This is a genomic window from Paenibacillus harenae (assembly GCF_030812415.1).
GTDB lineage: Bacteria > Bacillota > Bacilli > Paenibacillales > Paenibacillaceae > Pristimantibacillus > Pristimantibacillus harenae_A.
Map to the genome: position 1 here is coordinate 380,347 of NZ_JAUSST010000003.1, position 24,176 is coordinate 404,522.

Consider the following 24,176-nt stretch of genomic DNA (forward strand, 5'->3'; position numbering starts at 1 on the left):
AAAACAACTATATAGTTTTGTGCCTGGGAAATCATTTTATTCCAAAGGGGAGGCAGAACATGAAAAAGGGTTTCGGAATGACATTGGCCATGCTGCTGACGGCAGCACTGGCGCTAAGCGCGTGCGGAAGCAACAATAGCGGCGGGAACGGCGGCAATAACGGGGGCAGCAATACTCCGGGAAACAATGAAAGCTCATCGCCGGACAATTCCGGGGGCGGCAGCAAAGTAACGTTGTCCTTCTGGACGCTGTTCAGCGGCGGCGACGGCGATAATATGCAGAAGCTGATCGACGAGTTCAATAAATCCCATCCGGATATTCAAGTGAAGAACACGAAGCTGGAGTGGGGCGAGTATTACACGAAGCTGATCACGGCTGTGGGCAACGGCAACGGTCCCGATATCGGCATTTCCCATACATCGCGGCTGCCCGATCTGATCAATCAAGGGGTAGTAACCGAATTGGACGACGTGGCGGAAACCGCGGGCGTAGATTGGGGCACCTACAATGAGAATCTCCTAAGCGCAACGGCGGTGGACGGCAAACATTATGCCGTTCCGATCGATACGCACCCTTTCATCATGTACTACAACAAGAAACTGCTAAGAGACGCAGGCCTTCTCGGCGACGACGGCAAGCCGGTGCTGGAGCAATCCGCGGACGGCTTTATCGCCTTCCTCGATACGCTGAAGCAGAAGCTGCCGGCAAAGGTAACGCCATTCGCCTTGTCGAACAGCAACGACGATCCGTTCCGCTTGTGGTGGTCGCTCTATCACCAATTGGGCGGCAACGACGTCATTTCAGACGATCTGTCATCCGCTTCGCTTGACGCGGATAAAGGCGCCAAGGCATCCGAATACATCCAGAACATTTATGCCAAAGGCTACATTAAGAAAAACGATCCGGACTTTTATAAAAACTTCCAAAGCGGCACGGCTGCGATTATGATGACTGGCGTATGGGCAACAGGTACGTGGGAAGCGACGAAAGAGCTTGAATTCGGCGCGATGCCGATTCCGAAAATTTTCGATCAGGAAGCGACTTGGGGCGATTCGCATACCTTGATTCTCCCTGTGACGAAGAGCGAGGATCCTGAGAAACGCAAGGCGGCGATCACGTTCGCGGATTGGATTGCTGAGAACGGCCAAGTATGGGCGAAAGCGGGCCATATTCCTTCGAAGCCATCCGTGTTCGACAAACAGGAGTACAAGGATATGCCGTACCGCGGCGACTATGCTTCTGTGGCGGACACGGTTAAGTTCAGCAAGCCGTCCACGAAAAACTGGTCCATTCGAGACAACGCCTTGTTTAAATATCTGAATGAGGTATGGGCAAGCAAGATGACGCCTGCGGACGCAATGGTTAAGATGCAGGATGCCATTCAAAAGACGCTCAGCGAATAAGTTCGGATTGCAAGGACATCGGCAGGCTTGCGGCCGTCAACTCAACCGGAAGCTTGCCGATCCATTCTTGATGAGGTGAGGCGCACAAATGAGATTAAGCAAGCTTAGAGCGGATGTGCTCGCGTTATTGTTTTTGCTCCCCTTCCTGATCGTCTATGTGCTGTATACGATCTGGCCGATGATCAAAGGCGTCGAGATGACGTTTTATAAATGGACACTCATTCGGAAGATGTCGTATATCGGCTTGGATAACTATAAGCGGCTGCTGCAGGACAGTGAAGTATGGGCGGCAATCTGGCATTCTACCATATTCGTCATCCTTACGACGCCAACGATGGTTGTGCTGGCTATCGTGCTGGCTCTGATCGCCAACCGCAAATCAAGGCTTCAGAAGCTTTATCGAAGCGTATTTTTTATTCCGAGCGTGTTATCGGTTGCCGTAGCTTCCTTCCTGGGGCTATTCATTTTTCAACCTTACATGGGTTTTGTGAACACCTTTCTGCATTTGCTTAATCTGCTGCCGCAGGATAGCGAAATCTTCTGGTTATCCGAGACATGGTTATCTTGGATTGCGGTCAGCGTTATTACTTTGTGGTGGACGGTCGGATTCAATTTCATTCTTTATTTGTCGGCGATGCAGGAAATTCCGGATGAAATCTACGAGGCCGCCCGTCTCGACGGCGCGAACGACTGGCAAGTGTTCTGGCGGATTACGCTGCCTCATTTAAGCCCGATAACGAAGACGATAACGATGCTGCAAATTATAAGCTCCTTCAAAGTATTTCTGCAGATTTACATTATTACCGGCGGCGGTCCGTTGGATAAAACGAGGCCGATCATTCAACTGATTTATCAGACGGGCTTCCGCAAAAACGATCTCGGTTATGCGGCGACGATGTCGTATGTCGTGTTCATCATTCTGCTTGTCCTGTCGGCCATTCAATACTGGGTTAATAATCGGAAAGGGGAGCATGCGTAATGAAGTGGATTTATCGATTGCTATCTTTGATCGCAGCTCTCTTCTTCCTAGCCCCGATTGTATGGATGCTGGTCGTGTCGATCAAGAAAGAGGGAATGAAGATCGTAACGCTCGTCGACTGGTTCACGCCGCCGTATTCCTTCGCCGTTTACGAAGAGGTGCTGTCAACGACGAAGCTGTCGAACTGGACGCTGAACAGCTTCATGGTAGCCGTCTGCGTCACGATTCTGACGGTAGCGGTTGCGGCGCTCGCGAGCTTCGCCTTATCGAAGATTCCTTTCCGCTATCGCTCGTTTATTTTCTTCTTCGTGCTGGCGGGCTTGCTAATACCGGGCGAAGCGACCATTATTCCGCTTTATCAGGTAGCCAAGGATATGGACATTCTGAACAGCTACCAAGGCTTGATCCTGCCGGCGCTCGCTTCCCCCGTGGCGGTTATCGTACTCAAAAGCTTCTTCGACGGCATTCCGAACGAGCTGATCGAGAGCGTGCAGATCGACGGAGGCGGGACATGGCGAATTTTCACCTCTATCATGCTTCCGCTGACGCGTCCGGCACTCGCATCGATGGCGATTCTGACTTTTATCGGCTCGTGGAACAATTTCCTATGGCCGTTCCTATCGGTAACCGACGACAATCTCTTTACGCTGCCGATGGGAATTCCGACACTGATGAATCAATACTCGGAGGACTATGTGAAGCCGATGGTTATCAATACAATCGCTTCGATTCCGATCATTCTATTGTTCCTTGTATTTGAACGTCAAATCGTGAAGGGCATCAGCCTTTCGGGGATCAAGGGATAACCCGAACGAAAACGCGGTTGGACATAAATTTAAACAACTTTTACGCAAAGGATAGGTGGAACCGTGAGTTTAAAGAGCTATAGAAAAGAGTATCCGAGACCGCAATTCGTGCGGGAGGCTTGGCATAATTTGAACGGGGAGTGGGATTTCCGTTTCGATGACAACAATATCGGCGAGCATGAGCAATGGTTCAAATCCTTCGCCGGGAATATGAAAATTCAAGTTCCTTACGTTTACGAGACGAAAGCGAGCGGTATCGGCGAAGCGCTGTTTCACCCGCATGTCTGGTACCAGCGTTCCTTCAAAGTTCCGGCCGAGCATCGGCAGAAACGGATCCTCCTGCATTTCCAAGCAGTCGATTACGTAGCCAAAGTGTGGGTTAACGGTCATTTCGTCGGTAGGCACGAGGGAGGTTATGCGGCATTCTCATTCGATATTACGCAATATGCGCATTCCGATGCCGGAGCGGACAATCAAATTGTCGTCAAGGTTGAAGACAGCAACGACTGCACGCAGCCGAGAGGCAAGCAGCGTTGGCGGGAAAACAACTTTGGCTGCTGGTATGTGCAGACGACGGGCATTTGGCAGACGGTCTGGCTGGAGTACGTGAGCGAGCAGCATTTGCAATCGGTCAAAATCACCCCCGATCTGGATACGAATTCCGTTCGTTTCGATTACCGCGTTAATGAGGGTGCGGATCGAGCCGATCTTCGGCTAACGACGACGATCAGGATGGACGGCGGTGTAGTTAAGGAAACGAGCATGGCGGTGGACCGTTCGCATTTGACGGCAAGCGTGGAATTGATCAGCGAAACGCGGGAATGGAAGGTAGAGGCATGGCGTCCGGAACACCCAAGGCTTTATGAAGTGGAGTTCGTTCTAAGCCGGTCCGATACCATCGTCGACGAGGTTCAATCGTATTTCGGGCTGCGCAAGGTGTCGATCCAGAAGGGCAAGGTGCTGCTGAACAATACGCCGATCTATCAGCGGCTCATCTTGGATCAGGGCTATTGGACGGACAGCCACCTGACACCGCCATCCGAGGAGGCGATTATCGAGGACATCGACAAAATATTGGCGATGGGCTACAACGGCGTGCGCAAGCATCAGAAGATCGAAGATCCGCGGTTTCTATATTGGTGCGACGTCAAGGGGCTATTGGTTTGGTCGGAGATGGCAGCAACCTATGAATTCAACGATCAAGCCGTAGAACGGTTCACGAAGGAATGGATGGAAATCGTTCAGCAGCAATATAACCATCCTTGCATCATTACATGGGTTCCTTTCAATGAATCCTGGGGAATCGGCAACGTCTTCGTCGATCGCAAACAGCAGCAGTTCACGGAAGCCGTTTATTATTTAACCAAATCATTCGATCCGCACAGGCCGGTTATCGTCAATGACGGTTGGGAGCACACGATTTCGGATATTATCACGTTGCATGACTATGAAGAATCAGGCGCAAAGTTCAGCAAGCGATACGCAAGCAAGGATGCGATAACGAGTAACGAAATTTCGCATATGAATTGGAAGTATGCGATGGCGCAAGGCTACGAATACCGCGGTCAGCCGATTATTGTGAGCGAGTTCGGCGGCATTGCCTTCAAGACGGAAGCAGGCTGGGGATACGGCAACCAGGTCGACTCCGAGGAAGCCTTCTTTGAACGGTTCCAAAGCATAACGCAAGCCATCAAGGATATCGATTATATATGCGGCTATTGTTATACGCAGGTGACCGACGTCCAGCAAGAGGTAAACGGCTTGTTGACGGAGGATCGGCAGCCGAAGGTGCCGCTCGATCGCATTAAAGCTATTAATCTGGCATAAAAAAAAGGCCTTCGTCCTGAATTCCCTGGGGACGGAGGCCTTTTCGCTTTACTGCGAAGGAAGGTTCGAATGTTGGTTCAAAGATGAAAGCTCGCCTTATGAAGTTACCCAGCAAACTATATTGGATTTTAGAGGGCCCTTACTTCACATACTCGATGAACTTGCCCGCGCTGCTGGAGAGCGGCATGTTCCGGATCGTCATCAGGCCGACATGGGCGGGAGGCAGCTCCACATCCAGCTGAACCTCGAAGAGCGATCCCTCTTCCAGCTCTTTCGTCACGAATTCCCTCGTCACGTAAGAAATGCCTAGTCCTCTCCGCGCGAATTCGATGAGCAAATCCACGCTTCCGACCTCGATCTCCGGCTTCAGATTGTAGCCGTAGTTTTGGAAAATTTCCGATATGGCCATCCGCGCCCGGCTGTTGCGGGAGAAGAGGATGACCGGGTATTGCAGCAGCAGATCCATCGTAAGAACGACACCCTTCAGTTCGGCATAACGCGATCCCGCGACGAAACAGTCCTGCAGTTGAATGCTCTCCCTTACTTCAAGCTGCGAATCGACGATCGGCATGCGAACAACCCCCAGATCGATGCGGCCTTCTTTCAGGAAAGTAATGACCTCCGGCGTCGTTCCATGATTCAGGTGCAGCCGGATGCTGGGATGCTTCTGATGAAAGTCCTCCAAATACGGCAGCAAATAATGCTTGAACAGCGAATCGCTTCCGCCGATGCGCAGCTCGCCGCTGTCCAGGTTCTTAAGCGCGGCCATCTTTTCCTCCGCAAGCGAGATAAGAATCTGGGACTGCTCGATATACGAATAAAGGATCGAACCCTCTTGCGTTAGCGCCACCCCTTTGGAAGTACGGTAGAACAGCGTAAGGCCGAAGCTTTCCTCGAGCTGCTTGATGGCATGGCTGACGCTCGGCTGCGTCAGATAGAGCGCTTTGGCCGCTTGCGTTAAGCTGCCCGTCTTGGCAGCCCAATAGAACACTTTGTATAGCTCATAATTGTTGGTCATAGACGCCATCTATAGCTCCTGTGAAATATATTGATTACTTGTATAGCTGTTAAACGTATTATAGTGGAATTACAGAAAAGAAACCAGTGCCTGCGGATTAGCGATTACATATGCTCCAAGGAGCGCTGCTGGAAGGAGAAAGGAATATGGAGCCAACTACTTTTGTTTTGTTTGGAGCGACGGGGGACTTAGCGAAGAGAAAGATTTACCCTGCCCTATTCAACTTGTTCATCGATAAGAAGCTGCCGCAATCCTTTTCGATAATTGGTCTCGGAAGAAGAGAGTGGACCGATGCTTCGTTCCGTACGAATGTCGAGCAATCGATTCGTGATTTCTCCAGACGCAAAGGAACAGACGCTGCACTCGTGAACGAGTTCTTGCAAGCATTCCGTTACAGCGTTCTCGACATAGATCGCAAGGAAGATTATCAGAAGCTGCTGCTGCTTATCGAACAGCGGGAGCAAGAGCTTCGCATTGCCCCTAATCGCCTGTTCTACCTATCCGTAGGACCGGAATATTTCGAGAAAATCGCAGCCCATATTCAAGAAAGCGGGCTTGGTTCCGCTCAAGGCTGGAAACGTCTCGTCATCGAGAAGCCGTTCGGCCACGATCTGCAATCGGCTCGCGATCTCAATGAGAAGCTGAGCAAATCGTTCGCGGAAGAGGAGATCTACCGCATCGACCATTATCTTGGCAAGCCGATGGTACAGAGACTAGAAGCGCTGCAACAGACGAATCCGGTTATCCAAGCGATCTGGAACAATCGCTACATTGCGAACGTGCAGATTACGGCGAACGAAACGGTAGGCGTCGAAGAGCGCGCAGGTTATTACGACCATGTCGGCGCTATTCGGGACATGTTCCAGAATCATTTGCTGCAAATGCTTATGATGACGGCCATTCAAGTGCCAAGCAAGAGCGCTGCCGATAAGGTGCGCTTCAAGAAGAAGCAGGTTATGGAAGCACTTGAGCCACTGCAAAAGCAAGATGTTGCCTCGAGCATTATTCGCGGCCAGTACGCTGCCGGCAGCATCCAAGGCAAGCCGGTCGTCGATTATCTGGCCGAGCCGGGCATTGCGCCTGCATCCATGAACGATACGTTCGTTGCCGCCAAGCTGCAAATCGACAATTCGTTCTGGCGGGGCGTTCCGTTCTACATCCGTACAGGCAAGCGAATGAATGAGAAGTCGACGAGGATCGTCATTGAATTCAGCGAGCCGCTTAAGCAGTCCTCTTCCACCGTTAATGAGCAAGCAGCGCCTAATCTTCTCGTTATCGAGATGAGTCCGAACGAGAAGATTATGCTTCAAATAAATACGAAAGATACCGAGAACAAAGGGGAATTCAAGCCGATCCAGATCGATCTTAATCCGGGCGACCACGATTTCCCCGAAGCTTACGAAAGTTTGATTCAAGACGCCCTGCATGGCGACGCAACGTTTTTCGCTCATTGGGACGAAGTCGAATTGTCTTGGGCATGGGTTCAGCCGGTACTGGAAGCGTTCGAGGAAAACCTCGTGCCTCTTCATAAGTACGCGTCCGGCACTTATGGGCCTGCCGAGGCCGATGCGCTGCTAGCGCAGGACGGCTTCCACTGGTGGTTCGATTCCAAGCTGGAACAAAATAACGAAGCAGAGGAAGGAAAACAATATGCCTATCACGCAAACCATTGAACAACTAGCGATCGATACGATCCGTACGCTTTCCATTGATGCCATTAACGCAGCCAACTCCGGTCACCCGGGACTTCCGATGGGAGCGGCGCCGATGGCGTACACGCTCTGGTCGCAATTTCTAAACCATAATCCGGGCCATGCGAAGTGGTTCAACCGCGATCGCTTCGTCCTCTCCGCAGGACACGGTTCGGCTCTGCTTTACAGCCTGTTGCACTTATCCGGTTATCAAGTATCGATCGACGATTTGAAGCAGTTCCGCAAGCTGAACAGCAAGACGCCCGGCCATCCGGAATTCGGCCACACAGACGGCGTAGATGCGACAACGGGTCCACTGGGACAAGGCATTGCGAACGCGGTCGGCATGGCAATGGCTGAAGCGCATCTTGCAGCGAAGTTCAACCAAGACGGCTTCCCTGTAGTCGATCATTACACGTACGCGCTTGTCGGCGACGGCTGCTTGATGGAAGGCATTTCTTACGAGGCGATGTCGATGGCCGGCCATATGAAGCTGGGCAAGCTCGTTGTCTTGTATGATTCGAACGATATTTCGTTGGATGGGGAATTGAACCTATCGTTCGGCGAAAATATTCAGAAGAGAGCGGAGTCCGCGAACTGGCAGTACCTGCGCGTTGAGGACGGCAACGATATTGCGGCAATCGCAGAGGCGATCGCGGCAGCGAAGCAAAACGATTCGCAACCTGCCCTCATCGAAGTTCGTACGATTATTGGATACGGCAGCAAGGCTGCGGGAACGAATAAAGTACACGGCAATCCGCTAGGCAAAGAAGAAGCGAAAGCAACGAAAGAAGTGTACGGCTGGAAATACGAAGAAGAGTTTACCGTTCCTGAAGAAGTGAAGGCGCACTATGCACAGCTCAAAGCGGGCGGCGAAGCGAAGGAAGCAGAATGGAACAAGCTTCTTGTATCCTATTCCGCGCAATACCCTGAGCAAGGCAAAGAGCTCGCGCAAGTCATCGCTGGCACTGTATCGATCGAAGCAGCTAACCTCCTTGCCTTCGATTCTTCGAAATCGATCTCGACTCGCGTTGCAAGCGGCGAAGCGATCAACCATTACGTGAAGACCGTTCCTTCGATCTTCGGCGGCAGCGCCGATCTATCGCATTCGACGATGACCGATATGAAGGGCGAGGAAATATTCGCAGTCAAATCGTATGCGGGACGCAATGTATACTTCGGCGTTCGCGAGCATGCGATGGGCGCGGCCGGCAACGGCATGGCGCTGCATGGCGGCGTGAAACCTTTCGTCAGCACGTTCTTCGTATTCAGCGACTACCTGCGTCCGTCGATTCGTCTGGCTGCGCTGCAGAAGCTGCCTGTTATCTACGTGTTCACGCATGACTCCATCGCTGTCGGCGAAGACGGACCTACGCATGAGCCTGTCGAGCATTTGGCTGCGCTGCGCACGATTCCGGGTCTTACCGTTATCCGCCCGTCGGATGCGAACGAAACGGCAAACGCATGGGCTTATGCTTTGCAACAAAACGAAGGTCCTGTTGCCCTCGTTCTAAGCAGACAGAACCTGCCGATCTTCGAGCAAACGAAAGGCAATGTGCAAGCCGTTTCCCAAGGCGCTTATGTCCTTGAAGAAACGAACGCGCAGCCGGATGTCATTCTGATCGCGACCGGCTCCGAAGTATCTCTTGCCGTTAGCGCTAAGGCCGAGCTCGAGAAGGATAACGTATCCGTTCGCGTCGTAGCGATGCCGAGCAGAGAGCTGTTCGACCGCCAGTCGGAAGCATACAAGCAAAGCGTTCTCCCGGACTTCGTATCGAAGCGGTTGACGATTGAAGCGGGCATATCGCTTGGATGGGAACGTTACGCGGGACATAGCGGCAAAGTGTTGTCGATCGATACGTTCGGCGCATCCGGCCCAGGCCCGCAAGTTATGGAGTATTTCGGTTTCACTACGGATAATGTCGTTCGTTTAACGAAAGAATTGCTTAAGTAATACAAATAAACCAAACCAATAATCGGAGGTCGTTACCTATGAAATTTTTTATCGATACAGCAAACTTGGTAGACATTAAGAAAGCGTACAAAGTCGGCGTTCTATCCGGCGTTACGACGAACCCATCCCTCGTTGCGAAGGAAGGCGTAAAGTTCGAAGACCGCATCGAAGAGATTTTGAAAGAAGTGCCTGAAGTTGAATCGGTATCCGCCGAAGTAACGCCTGATGCGATTACAGCTGAAGAAATGATCGCCCAAGCGGACGAGCTTATCAAAATCAACAATTATGACAAAAACATCACGATCAAGCTTCCAATGACGCTCGCAGGCCTTGAGGCTTGCCGCTACCTGACGAAAAAAGGCGTGAAAACAAACGTAACGCTTATCTTCACAGTCAACCAAGCTCTCCTGGCCGCTCGAGCCGGCGCTACTTACGTATCTCCGTTCCTTGGCCGCTTGGACGATATCTCGGAAGACGGCGTATTGCTCGTTGCGAAGATCGCCGAGCTGTTCCGCGTACACAACCTGGATGCGCAAATTATCGCGGCATCGGTTCGCCACCCTGACCATGTTACTCGCGTAGCGATGGCTGGCGCGCATATTGCAACGATTCCGTTCAGCGTCATCGAGCAATTGACGAAGCATCCGCTTACGGATCAAGGTCTTGAGAAATTCGCTGCCGACTGGAAAAAAGCGGTTCAATAAACTAGAGGCATTCGACGAGATGCGGGTGTAGAGGAGACGTTACAGATGACGGTTTCATTCGATTATTCCAACGCTTTATCTTTTATCGGTCAGCATGAAGTCGATTATTTCGGCGAGTTCGTGAACACGGCGCACCGTATGCTTCACGAGAAGCAAGGACCGGGTTCGGACTACTTGGGCTGGGTCGACCTTCCGCTTCAATATGATAAAGAAGAGTTTGCAAGAATCAAGGAAGCGGCGAAACGGATTCGCGCTAATTCCGAAGCGCTCGTCGTTATCGGCATCGGCGGCTCTTATCTAGGTGCCAGAGCGGCGATCGAAGCGCTGTCCCATACGTTCCACAATCAGATGAGCGGGAATACGCAGGTGTATTTTGCCGGTCAAAATATTAGCTCGACGTATATCACGCATTTGCTGGAGCTGCTCGAGGGCAAGGATATTTCCTTGAACGTTATCTCCAAGTCGGGAACGACGACCGAGCCGGCAGTAGCCTTCCGCATCTTGCGCGATTACATGGAGAAGAAGTACGGCAAAGAGGAAGCGCAAAAACGGATCTTCGCTACAACCGATTCGTCCAAAGGAGCGCTCAAGAAGCTGTCCGACGAGGAAGGGTACGAAACGTTTGTCATTCCGGACGACGTAGGCGGACGTTATTCCGTTCTAACGGCCGTAGGCTTGCTGCCGATTGCCGTCGCCGGACTCGATATCGATCAAATGATGGCGGGAGCTGCAGCCGCTGCCAAGAAATACAACAATCCCGATCTTGCAACCAACGAGAGCTATCAATATGCGGCTGTCCGCAACGCGCTCTACCGCAAAGGCAAATCGATCGAGCTGCTCGCCAACTTCGAACCGTCCCTGCACTTTGTTTCCGAGTGGTGGAAACAGCTGTTCGGCGAAAGCGAAGGCAAAGACCAGAAGGGGCTTTATCCTGCCTCCGTCGATTTCTCCACCGATCTGCATTCCATGGGACAGTACGTACAGGAAGGCCGCCGCGATCTGATCGAGACGGTGCTGGCGGTTGCTAAGCCGAAGATCGAATTGACGATCGGGGAAGACGCTGGCAATTTGGACGGCCTGAACTTCATCGCGGGCATGACGATGGACGAAGTGAACAAGAAGGCGGCCGAAGGCACGCGCCTTGCCCATGTGGATGGCGGCGTACCTAACCTGATCGTCGAGCTGGATCAGCTTAATGAATACACGTTCGGCGAAATGGTCTATTTCTTCGAGAAAGCATGCGGCATCAGCGGCTTGCTGCTCGGCGTTAATCCGTTCGACCAGCCGGGCGTAGAGGCATACAAGGTGAATATGTTCGCCCTGCTGGGTAAACCGGGCTTCGAAGAGCAGAAAGCCGAGCTGCTTAAGCGTTTGAATGCCAAAGGGTAATAAGGAATAGATAAAAAGAAGCTTCTTCACTTTGAGTGAGGAAGCTTCTTTATTTTGCCGTATCTAGATAACTATAATAGAATCAGGATTAGAATAGAAAGGTGGCGGCTTAACCATGACCCAGGCAAATCAACCGGATCCATACCTACGCAACAAACGCGAAGAAGATATAGCCTTAAGGGCAGAACAACTTGCGGTGCAGTTCGCCAAGAGGGCGGCCAAACATGATCTGGAGGGATCGTTTCCGTTCGATAACTTTACGGACCTAAAGCAATCCGGTTATTTAAAGCTGACGGTTCCGGAATCGTTCGGCGGAGAAGAAGGATCGGTTTACGAAATGGTGCTGTCCCAGGAGCGCCTGGCGAGGGGAGACGGATCGACGGCGCTGGCTGTCGGCTGGCATATCGGCCTGCTGCTGCAATTGCGTCTATCGCGTGCTTGGCCGGAGAAGCTGTATGCGGAATTGTGCCGGGAGACCGTAGCGAACGGCGCTATCATTAACGAGCTCATAAGCGAGTTAGCCACAGGCAGTCCGAGCCGCGGAGGCAAGCCTGAGACATCCGCAAGCCGCGTCCAGGGAGGCTGGCGGATTAACGGGAAGAAGACGTATAGTACGCTAAGCCCGGTCCTTACGTTCTTTATAGTGTCGGCGTCTATCGAGAATAGCGACAAGGTAGGCAGCTTCCTCGTCCGCCAAGGCCCAGGCGTTCGTATCGAAGAGACTTGGAATTCGCTAGGGATGCGGGCTACCGGCAGCCATGACGTCGTGTTGGAGGATGTGTTCGTGCCTGACGAGGATACGATAAGGGGGCTGGAGCCTGCTCGCGCTGCTTCAGTGCCGACAGAAGGAACGCTGCTGCACATTCCGGCCTGCTATATTGGAATAGCCCGTGCCGCTCGCGACTTCGCGCTCGAATTCGCCCGCAAGCACAAGCCGAATTCATTGACGGTGCCGATCGCCGAGCTCCCCCATATTAAGAGGCAGATCGGTCTGATCGAAGCCGAGTTACTGACCGCGAGAAGTTATTTGTTCCATACGGCGGATCGCTGGGATAAGGAACCCGGCAACCGCGCGACTATGAAGCATGAGCTTGGCCTAGCCAAGTATACGGCGACGAATGCGGCCATCCGAATCGTCGATCAGGCGATGAGAATCGTCGGCGCGCTAAGCTTGTCGCGCAGCTTGCCGCTTGAGCGGATGTACCGCGACGTGAGGGCGGGTTTGCACAACCCGCCGATGGACGATGCGGTGCTGCTCAATTTAGCGAACCATGCTATCGGGGAACTGTCGTAGACTCTTGGTTTTTGGAATATACGGCATATTCGGTATAATGAAAGCTAATAGCCGGCTTGGATCGGATTAATTAGCTTACACCCGTTAAGAAGAAGGAGTTTTCCGCAAGTGTCAAATCGTCTATGGAACGTGGGAATCGTGCTTCTCTTCCTGTTGCTCGCTGCATTGCTTCTGCAATTTTTCTCCTCCTCCGCAACTATTCGCAAGCTGGCCGAGCCGTCCGTGAATGATGGTCTTGAATCGGCGGGACGCAAGCATATCGTACTCATCTCGCAAGAGCGTGACAACCCTTTCTGGCTGGCCATCGCGGAAGGCGCCCGGGCGGCTGCCGAATCGCTTGGCATGGAACTGGAATATACGGGCCCGCTCCGCATAAATCAAGGCGAACAGACCCAGCTGTTAAAGAAGGCGATTGCGGCCAAAGCCGATGCTATTCTCATTCAAGGGCTTGGCGACAGCTCATCCTATAAAGAATGGATCGACAGAGCGAACAAACGGCATATCCCCGTTATTGCCATCGATACGGACGAGCCGGGAAGCCAGCGAATCGCCTATGTAGGTACCGATAACTTTAAGGCCGGTCGGCAGATGGGCGAGCTGGTTGCCGCGCGAACAACCGAAGAGGGACTGATCGGGGTCCTGCTCGGGAACGAACAGGCAGCTAATCAGCAACTGCGGCTTGCCGGTCTTCAGGCTGCGCTAAAAGGCCAGCCCAGACTTCGGATTGCCGAGGTTCGCTCCTCCAATATATCGCGGCTTGAGGCGCAGCAGCAGACCGAGGACCTCCTTGCCAGTCAGCCGAACATCCGCATTCTGGTCGGCTTCAGCGCCCTCGATGGCGCGGGCATGATGGAAGCCGCCTCGCGACTTGGACGTGGGGATATCCAAATCTTTGCCTTTGACGATCTTGATATAACGATGGAAGGTATCCGCGGCGGCCGGATTGAAGCCTCCATCGTCCAGCAACCGCGGAAGATGGGGGCTCAAGCCATCGAACTGCTAAGTAATCATTGGCAGGGCGAGCCCATTTCACAGGAGCAATTCACCGATACCTTTGTTCTGGATGCCGATGCGTTAACAGCGGGCAGCCCGGCAGAGGAGCGCCTGAATCGATGACGATACGAGCCAAGTTACTCGTCTTTCTCCCCTTGCTCGTCCTGTTAACCAATTCGATTACGTTCTTTTTATTTGAAAGCAGCAAAGTCGTTCACGGCAGCTATCAGGTGCTCATGGACCGCGTCCTTTTGATTAAACAGACAACGGAAGCATCGGAAGCGCAGCTGCAGGCGCTTTACGACTATCTCCTGGACCCTTCCGATTCGGCTAAAGAGCAGTCAGGGACGGCTTCGGCCGAGTTGGGGCTCCTGCGCGAAAAGCTGCATATTCAAGGGGGTGACTCGCCCCATATGTCTGCCTTCGTCAGTTATGGGCATCTCGTAAGCACTTTGCTCGATGATGCCGGCGCAGCGCTTGCCGCAGCCGGAAATGGCGACCGGAGACAATCGTTCGAACGCTACGAGGAAGCGGAAGAGACTACCGGCTTCATCCGTGAAGCAGGGGGAGAGCTGGTCGATTTGGAGCTGACTGCCTATGCGCCCGTCTATGACCTAGTTCAGCGGGAGAATGCGCGGATGAATCGGCTCGGCATGGCGGTATTCCTCGTGAATACGATTCTGAGCCTTGTGCTTGCGATCTGGATATCGCGCAGCATTACAAGACCCGTGGCTCGTCTTGTCGACTGGGCGGGACGCATTGCCAAAGGAAATTTCGCCATTCAGCCGCAGGCCGAGGCGGAAGCGGACGAACTGGGTGCCTTATCGAAGGCGTTCCGACGCATGTTAACGGATTTAGAGCATCTTATCGAGAAGGATAAGGAAAGCTTAGAGAAAGACCGTCTGGTCAAGGAGCTTGAGCTGGCCGCCTTGCAAAATCAGATTAATCCCCATTTCTTGTTCAATACGCTCAATGTGCTCTCCAAGCTGGCTTTAATGGAAGGGGCGGAAAAGACGAGCGATCTGATCGTCTCTATGTCGAATACGATGCGGTATAATCTGCAGAGGCTGGACCAGCCGGTACCGCTCGCAGACGAGCTGCGGCATGTGGAAGAATACATCCGCATTCAAAAAGCCCGTTTTCGGAACCGTATCCAATTCGAAACGGTCGTAAATCCTGCCGTTCTGCATCTCGAGCTGCCTGCGCTGACGATTCAGCCTTTAATCGAGAATGCCTTCGCCCACGGGATCGAGGGGATGGAACGCGGCGGGACGATTCGTCTTCATATTGAAGCCGAGCTTGAAGGCGCCGTTATAACGGTGTCCGACAACGGACGCGGGATGCCGGCGGAAGTACGGGAAGCCGTCATGCGCCTGGAAGAAGGACCGAAAGCCGGCCGCAGATCGGCTGCAGGCGGGACGGGACTTGGCATGCGCAACGTGTTCAAGCGTTTGGCGCTGTTCTATGGCCGGGAGGATCTCGTTAAGGTGTGGAGCGAGCCCGAGACCGGCACGACAATTACCATTCATATCCCATCGGGAAAGGGGGAAGAAGAAGACGATGTATCGACTGCTGATCGCGGATGACGAAGACCTCGAACGCGAAGGTCTGGAGTGGATTGTAAAGCGAATGATGCCCGATCGGTTCGAGGTCATCCATGCGGAGAATGGACGTATTGCGATTGAGCGTGCGGAGGAGCTAAGGCCGCACATCGTATTCATGGACGTCAATATGCCGGGTATACAAGGGCTTGCGGCGCTGAGAGAAATCAAGGTCCGATTGCCGGAGGCGAAGCTTGTCCTTGTGACCGCGTACGACTATTTTGCCTATGCGAAGGAAGCGCTCAGCTTAGGCGTGAAGGAATATATCGTGAAGCCGGCCAGCCGGGAGCAGGTGGTAGAAGTCCTTACCCAGCTAACGCAGGAGCTCGATCAAGAGAAACGGAAGCGGACCGAGGAACTCGCGCTTCGTCATCAAGTGGCGGAGCTCATGCCATTGGCGGAAAATGAGCTGGCATTGATGTTAATGGTCGATCACGTTCAACAGGTCGGAACGGCCGAGCTATCGGAGTGGATTCATTTTCCGCTGGAGCAAACTTGCGCGGTCGTCGTCGCGTTCCCTGAACGGCTCGGTTCGCAAGAGGGCAAAAAGCTTTATGACAGCATCCGCAGCTTCGCCAAGTCGATGACTAGTCCGTGTATCATCAGTTCGTTAATCGAGCGGCATATGACGATCTTTCTTCGCGAGCCGTTTCCGCTAAGCGTACAGCTGCATAGGCAACGGACAATCCGTTTCGCGGAGTCGTTGTCCGATCAAGCCTCAAAGCTTGCCGGTCTAACGGTGAGCATCGGAATCGGTTCGTTGCAAGATGGTGCCGAAGGCTTGAGGCAATCTTACTATGAAGCGGTATTTGCTTCCACATGCCGCACGGAAGGTACGGCTGTTTGTCATTTTGAAGAGCTGAAGGAAGGCGGCGGCGCGGTCTCGCCGGAGGAAGGAGACGCTCTGTCTCCGTCTCCGGGTGATCCAACAGGCGCCTATGTGCTTTCTGCTCTGAAGCGGATCCGCGAGGAGCGCGAGCAGCAGACGCACTCGGTACTCGACCGGGCCAAGCAATATATGCAGGAGCGTTTCACCGAGGAGCTCTCGCTCGAAGAGGTCGCCGATTACGTCCATTTGAACCCCCATTATTTCAGTAAAGTGTTCAAGCAACAGGTCGGCGAAACGTTCATCGACTACCTAACCGGCCTCCGCATCGAAAAGGCGAAAGCGCTCATTGCCGAAGACCAGCTCAGCTTGAAGGAGGTTTGCTTTGCAGCAGGCTACCGCGACCCGAATTATTTCAGCCGCGTCTTCAAGAAGGTCACGGGCGTCACGCCAACCGAATACCGCAGCGGATTGAAGCCAAGATCGGGAGACTAGCCCACTTGGCTTTCTAGGTGTTCGAGGCGGGTCCCACCCATCCCAAGCTCGTCCCGCAGCCCCTTCGACTTGTACGATTACATTCTTCCCCATCCCCCGCCTGACAGCACTATTTTGTCCTCCGGTCCCAAAATAATGCTAGCCCCCAATAAACATTCCGAATTCAACGCTCGCTCCCACAAAATTATGCGGTAATTGGACGCATTAATGCTGTTTATCAGTCATTTGCGCTTGATTTGCTCATGCTATAATGACGAGGCTAGTTCAATTGAAGGGAGTCAAGCTTGTGGAAGCATCATTACAATCCCCTAAAGACGGGGTCAGCATGAAGTTCGTTACACTCGTTTCCATCGTCGCCGCACTCGGCGGTTTATTGTTTGGTTTTGATACGGCTGTCGTCTCCGGGGCCGTCGGATTCATGGAGGAGCGCTTCCATTTGTCCGAATTGCAGGTCGGCTGGGCCGTTTCCTCCCTCATCGTGGGCTGTATTGTCGGAGCCGCGATGTCCGGAGTCGCAAGTGACCGTTTCGGTCGAAAAAAAGTACTGATCTTCGCGGCGATTCTGTTCATCATCGGCTCGATCGGCTCCGCAATCCCGGATACGTTCACCGGCTACATCATCGCCCGGATGATCGGCGGGATCGGGATCGGCTTCACCTCTACGCTCTGTCCGCTGTACAATGCGGAGATTGCGCCGGCGAAATACCGCGGCCGCTTGGTTGCCTTTAACCAGTTCGCTACCGTAACCGGCATTTTCTTGACGTACTTCATTAATTCCGGCATCGCCGGCTATGGCGACCATGCCTGGGATATCGAGAACGGCTGGCGCTGGATGTTCGGCGTTGGCGCCATCCCTGGCGTTCTCTTCCTGATCCTGCTGTTCTTCGTGCCGGAAAGCCCTCGTTGGCTCATTAAGCAAGGCCGTCCCGCAGAAGCGCTGCCGATTCTGATCCGGATTCACGGCGAAGAAGCAGCCAAGCAAGAAGTGCACGATATTAAAGCTTCGTTCAGTCAAGAAAGCGGCTCGCTGCGGCAACTGTTTAAACCGGGCCTTCGCCTGGCGCTGATCGTCGGCGTCGTGCTTGCAATCTTGCAGCAAGTGACCGGCATAAACGCCGTTATGTACTATGCGCCGGAGATATTCAAAGCAACGGGCGCGGGTACGAATGCTTCCCTTTACCAAACGATTCTCGTCGGCTTCATCAACTTTGCGTTCACCATTCTATCGTTATGGCTGATCGACAAAGTCGGCCGCAAAGCGCTGCTGCTCGTCGGTTCAGCGTCAATGACGATATGCTTGCTTGCGATCGGGATCGCCTTCCATACCGGCCATACCTCGGGGCCGCTCGTACTCATCTTCATCCTGCTGTACGTCGCTTCGTTCGCGGTATCTCTAGGGCCCGTCGTGTGGGTCATCCTCGCGGAGATCTTCCCGAATCGGATACGCGGCCGGGCAACCGCGATTGCTTCGATGGCGCTGTGGGCGGCCGATTACGTCGTTTCGCAATCTTTCCCGCCGATGCTTAGTTCGTTCGGCGCAGCGTCTACCTTCTGGTTGTTCGGCGCGATGTCCTTGATCACCGTGCTCTTCACTTGGCGCGTCGTTCCGGAGACAAAAGGCAAATCGCTCGAAGAAATCGAATCCTTATGGACGCAAGGCGCACGGAAGAGCTCATAATTCAATAAACAACAAAGGCTTTGCCGGCATGCGCACTCGCGCTCATGCTGACAAAGTCTTTTTTATATAGCGCCCCCACGACTTTTGTCGAGGCTAAAATCATCCCGGAGTCCATTTGGGATTCGTTCCCGCGCCCGTCACGGTTTGTCATATCCTTCCTGTAAAGTAAGAGTAACAAATCTATATCGGATGGGTGAGTGTGGATGAGGAATGATAAGATGATGGAAACGAAACCGGCAGCCAAGTTTTTCGAAGGAGAGAAGTGGCTCGTGCTTACAGGGTTGCTCGGCTTTCTTCTTGCGGGATTATGCGCACTATGGATTATGCTTTATGGGGCGGAGGTATCCCCGGAAGGCGATATGTCGAAAGCATTCTCGTTTAACGCGGCACTGGGCATATTTCTGATCTCGACGGCAGCGATCAGCCCGTTGTCCGCCATGAAGGCGAGGAGCAGAGCCTTCTTTCGCTGGTCATATATTATCCTTGCGCTTTATTCTTACTTTGCGGAAAATGTGCAAAACTTTCGCGGTGTTAATCCGAGGTTCGTGAAGGACGGATCAGCCTTTGATATTATGGTGGGTTCGCTTTTTGCTTTCGTCGCTCTGCTGCTGGTGCTGTATTATCTTTTCTTAGCCATTCAATATTTCCGCCGGAAAGCCTATAATCTTCGTCCGGAACTGGTGCTTGGCATCCGTTACGCAATGATCGCAACGATGCTCTCTTTTGCCGCCGGTATCTGGATTTCCGTTAATCAAGGCCGGTTTGTCGGCCTTCACGGAAATATAATTTGGCTGCACGGACTTGGCTTCCATGCCCTTCAAGCAGTGCCGTTAGTCGCCTGGTTGACCGAGCGTACGGAGCTTGCAGCCTCGGTTCGCCGCAGATGGATCCATCTGACGGGCATCGCCTATTTACTCGGACTGGCAGCGATCGGTTGGCAGACCTTGCTTGGCAGCTCCATTATGGAGTGGTCCGTACTTCCGCTTCTTGCTTGCGGCTGTTTCTTGATCGCAATGGCGTCCGGGGCCCAAATGCTGATTCAATCAACTAAAGCAAGGCATCGGCAATCTATAAGCGGTCGTTCCTAGTTAGTCGCTAACGGATTCATAAAACACTTAATCGAAGTTTCATTTCTCGTCTAGAGTGATAACGATAGGAACAAGCGCATCTTCGGCAGGCAAAAGCTAGCCGGTGATGCGTTTGTTTTTTGCGCGCAGAATCGACTATAAATGATTGACGAACGTTGGCGAATCGGATTATGATAGTAGTTAGTAATATATATAGTAACAAGTTAATAATTTTATTAATCTACTTGACACTTTTAAACGCTAGGCATTCGATTTCACGTGAGTGAGATAACATCTTTGTTAATATGTAAGCGTTTAACTTGTGGAGGGAGGTGCGACGAGTAGGGCGATACGTAGTTAGTCAGGCATCATTCCGGCAATTGTTACGATATTAAAGGAGGCGAAGGATAGAACGATGAAGACGGGAAATAGCTTAAGGAAAGAAGCCATGAAGCTGCTGATTGGATTTTTAGCGATTGTTCTGCTGCTGCCGACGACGCTCGTAGGCGCCGTCCCGGCAACGGATGGAGCGTCCAAGCCGACCGCACCAAGCAAGACGGACCCGACCTTCGGGGAAGTATCCGTCCATGATCCGTCGATCGTGAAGGACGGCGACACCTATTACGTATTCGGCTCGCATATCGAAGCGGCCAAGTCGACCGATCTGATGCATTGGACGCGCTTCACGAACGGTTATGAGACGACGAACAATGCGCTGTTCGGCGATCTGTCGGCCAATCTGGCGGAATCGTTCGATTGGGCGGGGGAGAACGACGCCGACAGTCGGGGCGGCTTCTCCGTCTGGGCGCCCGACGTGTTATGGAATGCGGACTATGTGAATGAGGATGGCTCCAAAGGCGCTTACCTGATGTACTATTCGGCATCGTCGACCTATATCCGATCGGCGATCGGCATTGCGGCTTCCCAGTCGATCGAAGGTCCGTATGACTATGTAGATACGATTATATACTCCGGCTTCACGCAGGACACGGCTATGGACGAAAACAGCGTTATCGATAAGAAATGGACGAACACGAATATTCCGGAGCTTATCGAAGATGGCGTTCTGGAGGAGTCGACCGCATGGTTCAATGGCAACGGCTCTTACAAGAACAGCGTGTACCCAAACGCAATCGACGCGAATTTGTTTTATGACGAGGAAGGCAAGCTGCATATGACATACGGATCGTGGTCGGGCGGCATCTTCCTGCTGGAGATCGACAAGACGACAGGAAGGCCGATTTATCCGGGAGCGGACGGCGAGACGGATGACGGCAGGCTGATCGACCGCTACTTCGGCACGAAGATCGCGGGCGGTTACGGCAAGTCCGGCGAAGGACCGTATGTGAGGTATGACAGCGAGACGGGCTACTACTTCCTGAACGTCACGTACGGATGGCTCGGCGCCGACGGCGCATACAACATGAGGCTGTTCCGAGCGACATCGCCAGAAGGCCCGTATACCGACGCTCTGGGCCAGGACGCCGTTCTGCCGGGCAATACGGCCAATGATCCGTATGGCAACAAACTGATCGGCAATTACTTGTTCGAGCGCAAGGCCGGCGATCCGGGAACGGGAATCGGCATCGGCTATGTGTCCTCGGGGCATAACTCGCTTTATTTCGACGAGACGTCCGGACAGAAGTTTATCGTGTTCCATACGCGATTCCCGGAATCCGGCGAGTTCCATGAAGTGCGCGTGCACCAGCTGTTCATGAACGAGGACAACTGGCCGGTCGTTGCGCCGCATCGTTATACCGGGGAGAAGCTTGCGAAGGTGAACGAGAAGCATATCGCGGGGGAATACCGCTTCATCAATCACGGCAAGACGAATGCGGTGCCGACCGTGAAGTCCGTGCTCATTCGTCTGAATGAAGACCATACCGTCAGCGGAGACGTGACGGGAAGCTGGCGGCTGAACGGCAATTATTTTGCGGAATTGACCATCGAAGGCGTCGCTTACAAAGGCGTGTTCGCGAAGCTCTGGGATGAGGGCTCGCAAAGCGATGTGTTAACCTTTACGGCCATGTCGGGCGAAGGCGCTTCGATCTGGGGCAGCAAGCTGCGCGATCGCACCGACAAGCAGCTTGTGAACGATGTGCTGAAGGACATCCAGCTTGGCGATCTTACGAAGGTTGTGTCCGACTTGACGCTTCCGCGTGAAGGCGCGCGTTATTCGGAGATAAGGTGGACGACAAGCGATTCGGATATCGTGACCGAGCAAGGCGTCGTCACGCGTCCGGAGGCGGATGCCGGTCCTGCGACGGCGGTGTTGACGGCTACCGTAACGAAAGGCGGTGAGACGGGGTCGAAGGCATTCACGATCAACGTGCTCCCGTCCCAGCCATCCGAACTTGTCGCAAACTACGAATTCGAAGAGGGATTATCGGATTCGACAGGCAGCTTCGACGAAGGAACGGTTACGGGCAACAGAATCGACAACACGGACGGCATGATTGCGTATTCGGAGGGTATGTACGGCAATGCGGCGGCGTTGGACGGCAATTCCGGCATCAAGCTGCCTAACGGATTGATCGGGGGCAACAGCTATTCGGTATCGTTATGGCTGAATCCGGAGGAGCTAACGGCGTTCACGACCGTATTCTTCGGCGCGAGAGACGCCAATAACTGGATCAGCTTACTGCCGCAAGGCCCTGTCGGTAACCAGACAATGCTCTGGTCCGGAAGCGAGAAGTGGTATGACGCGGCAGCAGGAATGACCATCAAAGCCCGGCAATGGTCGCATATTGCGTTCACGGTAGAGAACGGCAATGCTAAGCTGTACGTGAACGGCGCTTTGAAATTTAGCGGTGCGGCGTTCCCCGATATTTTCACTAGCGGCGACGGGGTGTTCAGCCTTGGCGTGAACTGGTGGGATACGCCGTACAAAGGGCTGCTGGACGACCTTCGCATCTATGAAGGCATCCTGACGCAGCAAGAGGTTCAGCAGCTGGTGTTCGATCCCGAAGTTGCCGTCGACGGCGTGCAGCTTGGCGTTACGGACAAAAAGGTATTCGTCGGCAATACGTATACGCCGTCCAACGTCGCGGTATCTCCTATCAATGCCGGCAACCGGCAGTTGCTGTGGAGCTCGGCGAACGAAGCCGTTGCGATGGTTGACGGCCATACAGGGAAAGTAACGGCCGTTCAAGCCGGTATCGCGGAAATTACGGCGACGGCGGCGGACGGGAGCGGGGCAACCGCATCTTACTTGGTTGAAGTTGTCGATCAAGCGGTCGCCCATTACGGCTTCGACGGCGATCTGACGGATGCGCTCGGAGGCACGGCCGGATCGGTAACCGGCAATCGGGTCGACAACGCGGGCGGCACGATTACATTCGGCGAGGGCGTCTCCGGCGAAGCGGCAATCTTCAATGGCAGCTCGGGCGTCCGTCTGCCGAACGGCCTCATCGCAAGCGACAGCTACACCGTAGCTATGTCCCTCTACGTTGAACGAGGCAGCCAGTACACACCTGCGTTCTTCGGAGCCCGGTCGGGCGACAGCTGGATCAGCCTCGTGCCGCGCGGTCCTGGCGATGCGCAGCCGACGATGCTATGGTCCGGCACGGCATGGTACGATGCCCCGACCGGCATGCAGATTCCGGTCGGCGAATGGGCCCATGTTGCCTTTACGGTAGAGGAAGGCCGCGTGACGGTATACATTAACGGCGAGGAGAAGTTCACGGGCACGGGCTTCCCGAACGTGTTCACGACTGCCGATGGCGTATTCGCGCTGGGCGTCAACTACTGGGATACGCCGTTCGTCGGCATGATCGACGAGCTTCTCGTCTACGATGCGGCGTTATCCGCCGAGCAGATCGCGGATCTTGGAGCGGGCGCTCCATAACTTCGAACACACTTCATAGAGGTTACAAAAGAAAAGTCTGTTCCTATGGCGAAATGCAACCCGTCTAGTAGACAGCACAAAACAAGCGGCCTTATTCCTGAATTTCATGGGGATGAGGCCGTTTCCTTTATTTTGGGTCTGGCAGCGTAAGAGACGCCTTCTTCCGGGAGCTGGTTTCGGCTGACCTATCGGTAGATTCGAAACAGGGGCTTCAGCGCAGCCTTACTCTTCGTTTCTTGGCCCGGTTATTGCGAACAACGTTCATGGCGGGGAAGGCAACGCGGAACGGAGCGGGTTTCGCCTTCTTGCGCGAACGCTTGACCGAGGTGGCTGCCGTCTCTTCTTCGGTGGATTCCCCGGGACCGCTTATTTCCGTCGTGATTTCGCTCGGGCTAATGATTTTCGCATTGCCGAAGTTGATTTTGCCCTCGTTCTTGACGATAACGACCTTCCCAATCCAGCAAAAAAACATAGGGAGCAGCATCCCTTCCTAAGTATAGGCGTTAGCGCCAGTTAAGGCGCATAGCTACTTCCCTCCATGCTATGACCGGCCATCCATGCAGGCGTTGGCGAATGGACGGGATACATTAGCCCGATTTATGCG

The 24,176-nt window shown here is 53.5% G+C and carries 16 protein-coding genes and 2 pseudogenes; 16 read left to right on the forward strand and 2 right to left on the reverse strand.

Annotated features, from left to right (window positions below; all coding sequences use genetic code 11):
- Positions 1-59: 59 nt before the first annotated feature.
- From J2T14_RS11860 to J2T14_RS11875, 4 genes are all read left to right on the forward strand, one after another.
- Positions 60-1,403 (forward strand): ABC transporter substrate-binding protein, encoded by a 1,344-nt coding sequence (locus tag J2T14_RS11860; protein WP_307471007.1) that lies wholly within the window; start codon positions 60-62, stop codon positions 1,401-1,403.
- An 88-nt stretch (positions 1,404-1,491) separates the two neighbouring features.
- Positions 1,492-2,382, forward strand: coding sequence for a carbohydrate ABC transporter permease (locus tag J2T14_RS11865; RefSeq protein WP_307471009.1), 891 nt, complete (start codon positions 1,492-1,494; stop codon positions 2,380-2,382).
- On the forward strand, positions 2,382-3,188 hold the full coding sequence (locus J2T14_RS11870) for a carbohydrate ABC transporter permease (RefSeq protein ID WP_307471011.1): 807 nt from the start codon (positions 2,382-2,384) through the stop codon (positions 3,186-3,188). The genes J2T14_RS11865 and J2T14_RS11870 overlap by 1 nt, the downstream gene beginning before the upstream one ends.
- 63 nt (positions 3,189-3,251) lie before the next feature.
- Positions 3,252-5,015 carry a glycoside hydrolase family 2 protein gene (locus J2T14_RS11875; protein ID WP_307471013.1) on the forward strand — a complete coding sequence of 588 codons (1,764 nt, stop codon included), beginning with the start codon at positions 3,252-3,254 and terminating at the stop codon, positions 5,013-5,015.
- 139 nt (positions 5,016-5,154) lie between these two features.
- Here J2T14_RS11875 and J2T14_RS11880 read toward each other — a convergent pair whose 3' ends face one another.
- Positions 5,155-6,033: a LysR family transcriptional regulator gene (locus tag J2T14_RS11880; protein WP_307471942.1), complete on the reverse strand. Its 879-nt coding sequence runs from the start codon at positions 6,031-6,033 to the stop codon at positions 5,155-5,157.
- A gap of 146 nt (positions 6,034-6,179) precedes the next feature.
- Between J2T14_RS11880 and zwf the strand changes: the two genes are divergently transcribed.
- From zwf to J2T14_RS30885, 12 genes and pseudogenes are all read left to right on the forward strand, one after another.
- Entirely contained in the window at positions 6,180-7,706 is a 1,527-nt protein-coding gene (gene zwf / locus J2T14_RS11885; protein ID WP_307471015.1) for a glucose-6-phosphate dehydrogenase, read from the forward strand.
- Positions 7,684-9,678, forward strand: coding sequence for a transketolase (tkt, locus tag J2T14_RS11890; protein ID WP_373458143.1), 1,995 nt, complete (start codon positions 7,684-7,686; stop codon positions 9,676-9,678). The genes zwf and tkt overlap by 23 nt, the downstream gene beginning before the upstream one ends.
- A gap of 38 nt (positions 9,679-9,716) precedes the next feature.
- Positions 9,717-10,382, forward strand: a complete 666-nt coding sequence (gene fsa / locus J2T14_RS11895; protein ID WP_307202828.1) for a fructose-6-phosphate aldolase — start codon at positions 9,717-9,719, stop codon at positions 10,380-10,382.
- A gap of 45 nt (positions 10,383-10,427) precedes the next feature.
- Entirely contained in the window at positions 10,428-11,771 is a 1,344-nt protein-coding gene (locus tag J2T14_RS11900; protein WP_307471017.1) for a glucose-6-phosphate isomerase, read from the forward strand.
- 115 nt (positions 11,772-11,886) lie between these two features.
- Positions 11,887-13,065 (forward strand): acyl-CoA dehydrogenase family protein, encoded by a 1,179-nt coding sequence (locus J2T14_RS11905; RefSeq protein WP_307202824.1) that lies wholly within the window; start codon positions 11,887-11,889, stop codon positions 13,063-13,065.
- Positions 13,066-13,173: 108 nt separating this feature from the next.
- A complete protein-coding gene (locus J2T14_RS11910; RefSeq protein WP_307471019.1) occupies positions 13,174-14,181 on the forward strand; it encodes a substrate-binding domain-containing protein in 1,008 nt (335 codons plus the stop codon).
- Positions 14,178-15,644 (forward strand): sensor histidine kinase, encoded by a 1,467-nt coding sequence (locus tag J2T14_RS11915; protein ID WP_307471022.1) that lies wholly within the window; start codon positions 14,178-14,180, stop codon positions 15,642-15,644. The genes J2T14_RS11910 and J2T14_RS11915 overlap by 4 nt, the downstream gene beginning before the upstream one ends.
- The gene (locus J2T14_RS11920) at positions 15,619-16,980 is read left to right on the forward strand and encodes an AraC family transcriptional regulator (protein ID WP_307202818.1); all 1,362 of its coding nucleotides are present in this window, start codon (positions 15,619-15,621) and stop codon (positions 16,978-16,980) included. Before J2T14_RS11915 ends, J2T14_RS11920 begins: the two co-directional genes overlap by 26 nt.
- 250 nt (positions 16,981-17,230) lie before the next feature.
- Positions 17,231-18,658 carry a sugar porter family MFS transporter gene (locus tag J2T14_RS11925; RefSeq protein ID WP_373458144.1) on the forward strand — a complete coding sequence of 476 codons (1,428 nt, stop codon included), beginning with the start codon at positions 17,231-17,233 and terminating at the stop codon, positions 18,656-18,658.
- Between the two features lie 218 nt (positions 18,659-18,876).
- Positions 18,877-19,746, forward strand: a complete 870-nt coding sequence (locus tag J2T14_RS11930) for a hypothetical protein (protein WP_307471024.1) — start codon at positions 18,877-18,879, stop codon at positions 19,744-19,746.
- Positions 19,747-20,140: 394 nt separating this feature from the next.
- Positions 20,141-22,678 (forward strand): annotated as a pseudogene (locus J2T14_RS11935) (LamG-like jellyroll fold domain-containing protein); the annotation flags it as partial.
- 33 nt (positions 22,679-22,711) lie between these two features.
- Positions 22,712-23,572: pseudogene (locus tag J2T14_RS30885) on the forward strand (LamG-like jellyroll fold domain-containing protein); the annotation flags it as partial.
- Positions 23,573-23,783: 211 nt separating this feature from the next.
- Here the strand turns inward: J2T14_RS30885 and J2T14_RS11940 are convergent.
- Complete coding sequence (locus J2T14_RS11940; RefSeq protein WP_307202810.1) at positions 23,784-24,044, reverse strand: hypothetical protein; 261 nt, start codon at positions 24,042-24,044, stop codon at positions 23,784-23,786.
- Positions 24,045-24,176 lie beyond the last annotated feature (132 nt).

Coding starts and splice junctions, on each gene's coding strand:
- J2T14_RS11860 (WP_307471007.1), top strand. CDS start 60: ATGAAAAAGGGTTTCGGAATGACATTGGCCATGCTGCTGACGGCAGCA.
- J2T14_RS11865 (WP_307471009.1), top strand. CDS start 1,492: ATGAGATTAAGCAAGCTTAGAGCGGATGTGCTCGCGTTATTGTTTTTG.
- J2T14_RS11870 (WP_307471011.1), top strand. CDS start 2,382: ATGAAGTGGATTTATCGATTGCTATCTTTGATCGCAGCTCTCTTCTTC.
- J2T14_RS11880 (WP_307471942.1), bottom strand. CDS start 6,033: ATGACCAACAATTATGAGCTATACAAAGTGTTCTATTGGGCTGCCAAG.
- zwf (WP_307471015.1), top strand. CDS start 6,180: ATGGAGCCAACTACTTTTGTTTTGTTTGGAGCGACGGGGGACTTAGCG.
- tkt (WP_373458143.1), top strand. CDS start 7,684: ATGCCTATCACGCAAACCATTGAACAACTAGCGATCGATACGATCCGT.
- fsa (WP_307202828.1), top strand. CDS start 9,717: ATGAAATTTTTTATCGATACAGCAAACTTGGTAGACATTAAGAAAGCG.
- J2T14_RS11900 (WP_307471017.1), top strand. CDS start 10,428: ATGACGGTTTCATTCGATTATTCCAACGCTTTATCTTTTATCGGTCAG.
- J2T14_RS11905 (WP_307202824.1), top strand. CDS start 11,887: ATGACCCAGGCAAATCAACCGGATCCATACCTACGCAACAAACGCGAA.
- J2T14_RS11915 (WP_307471022.1), top strand. CDS start 14,178: ATGACGATACGAGCCAAGTTACTCGTCTTTCTCCCCTTGCTCGTCCTG.
- J2T14_RS11920 (WP_307202818.1), top strand. CDS start 15,619: ATGTATCGACTGCTGATCGCGGATGACGAAGACCTCGAACGCGAAGGT.
- J2T14_RS11925 (WP_373458144.1), top strand. CDS start 17,231: ATGACGAGGCTAGTTCAATTGAAGGGAGTCAAGCTTGTGGAAGCATCA.
- J2T14_RS11930 (WP_307471024.1), top strand. CDS start 18,877: ATGATGGAAACGAAACCGGCAGCCAAGTTTTTCGAAGGAGAGAAGTGG.
- J2T14_RS11940 (WP_307202810.1), bottom strand. CDS start 24,044: ATGTTTTTTTGCTGGATTGGGAAGGTCGTTATCGTCAAGAACGAGGGC.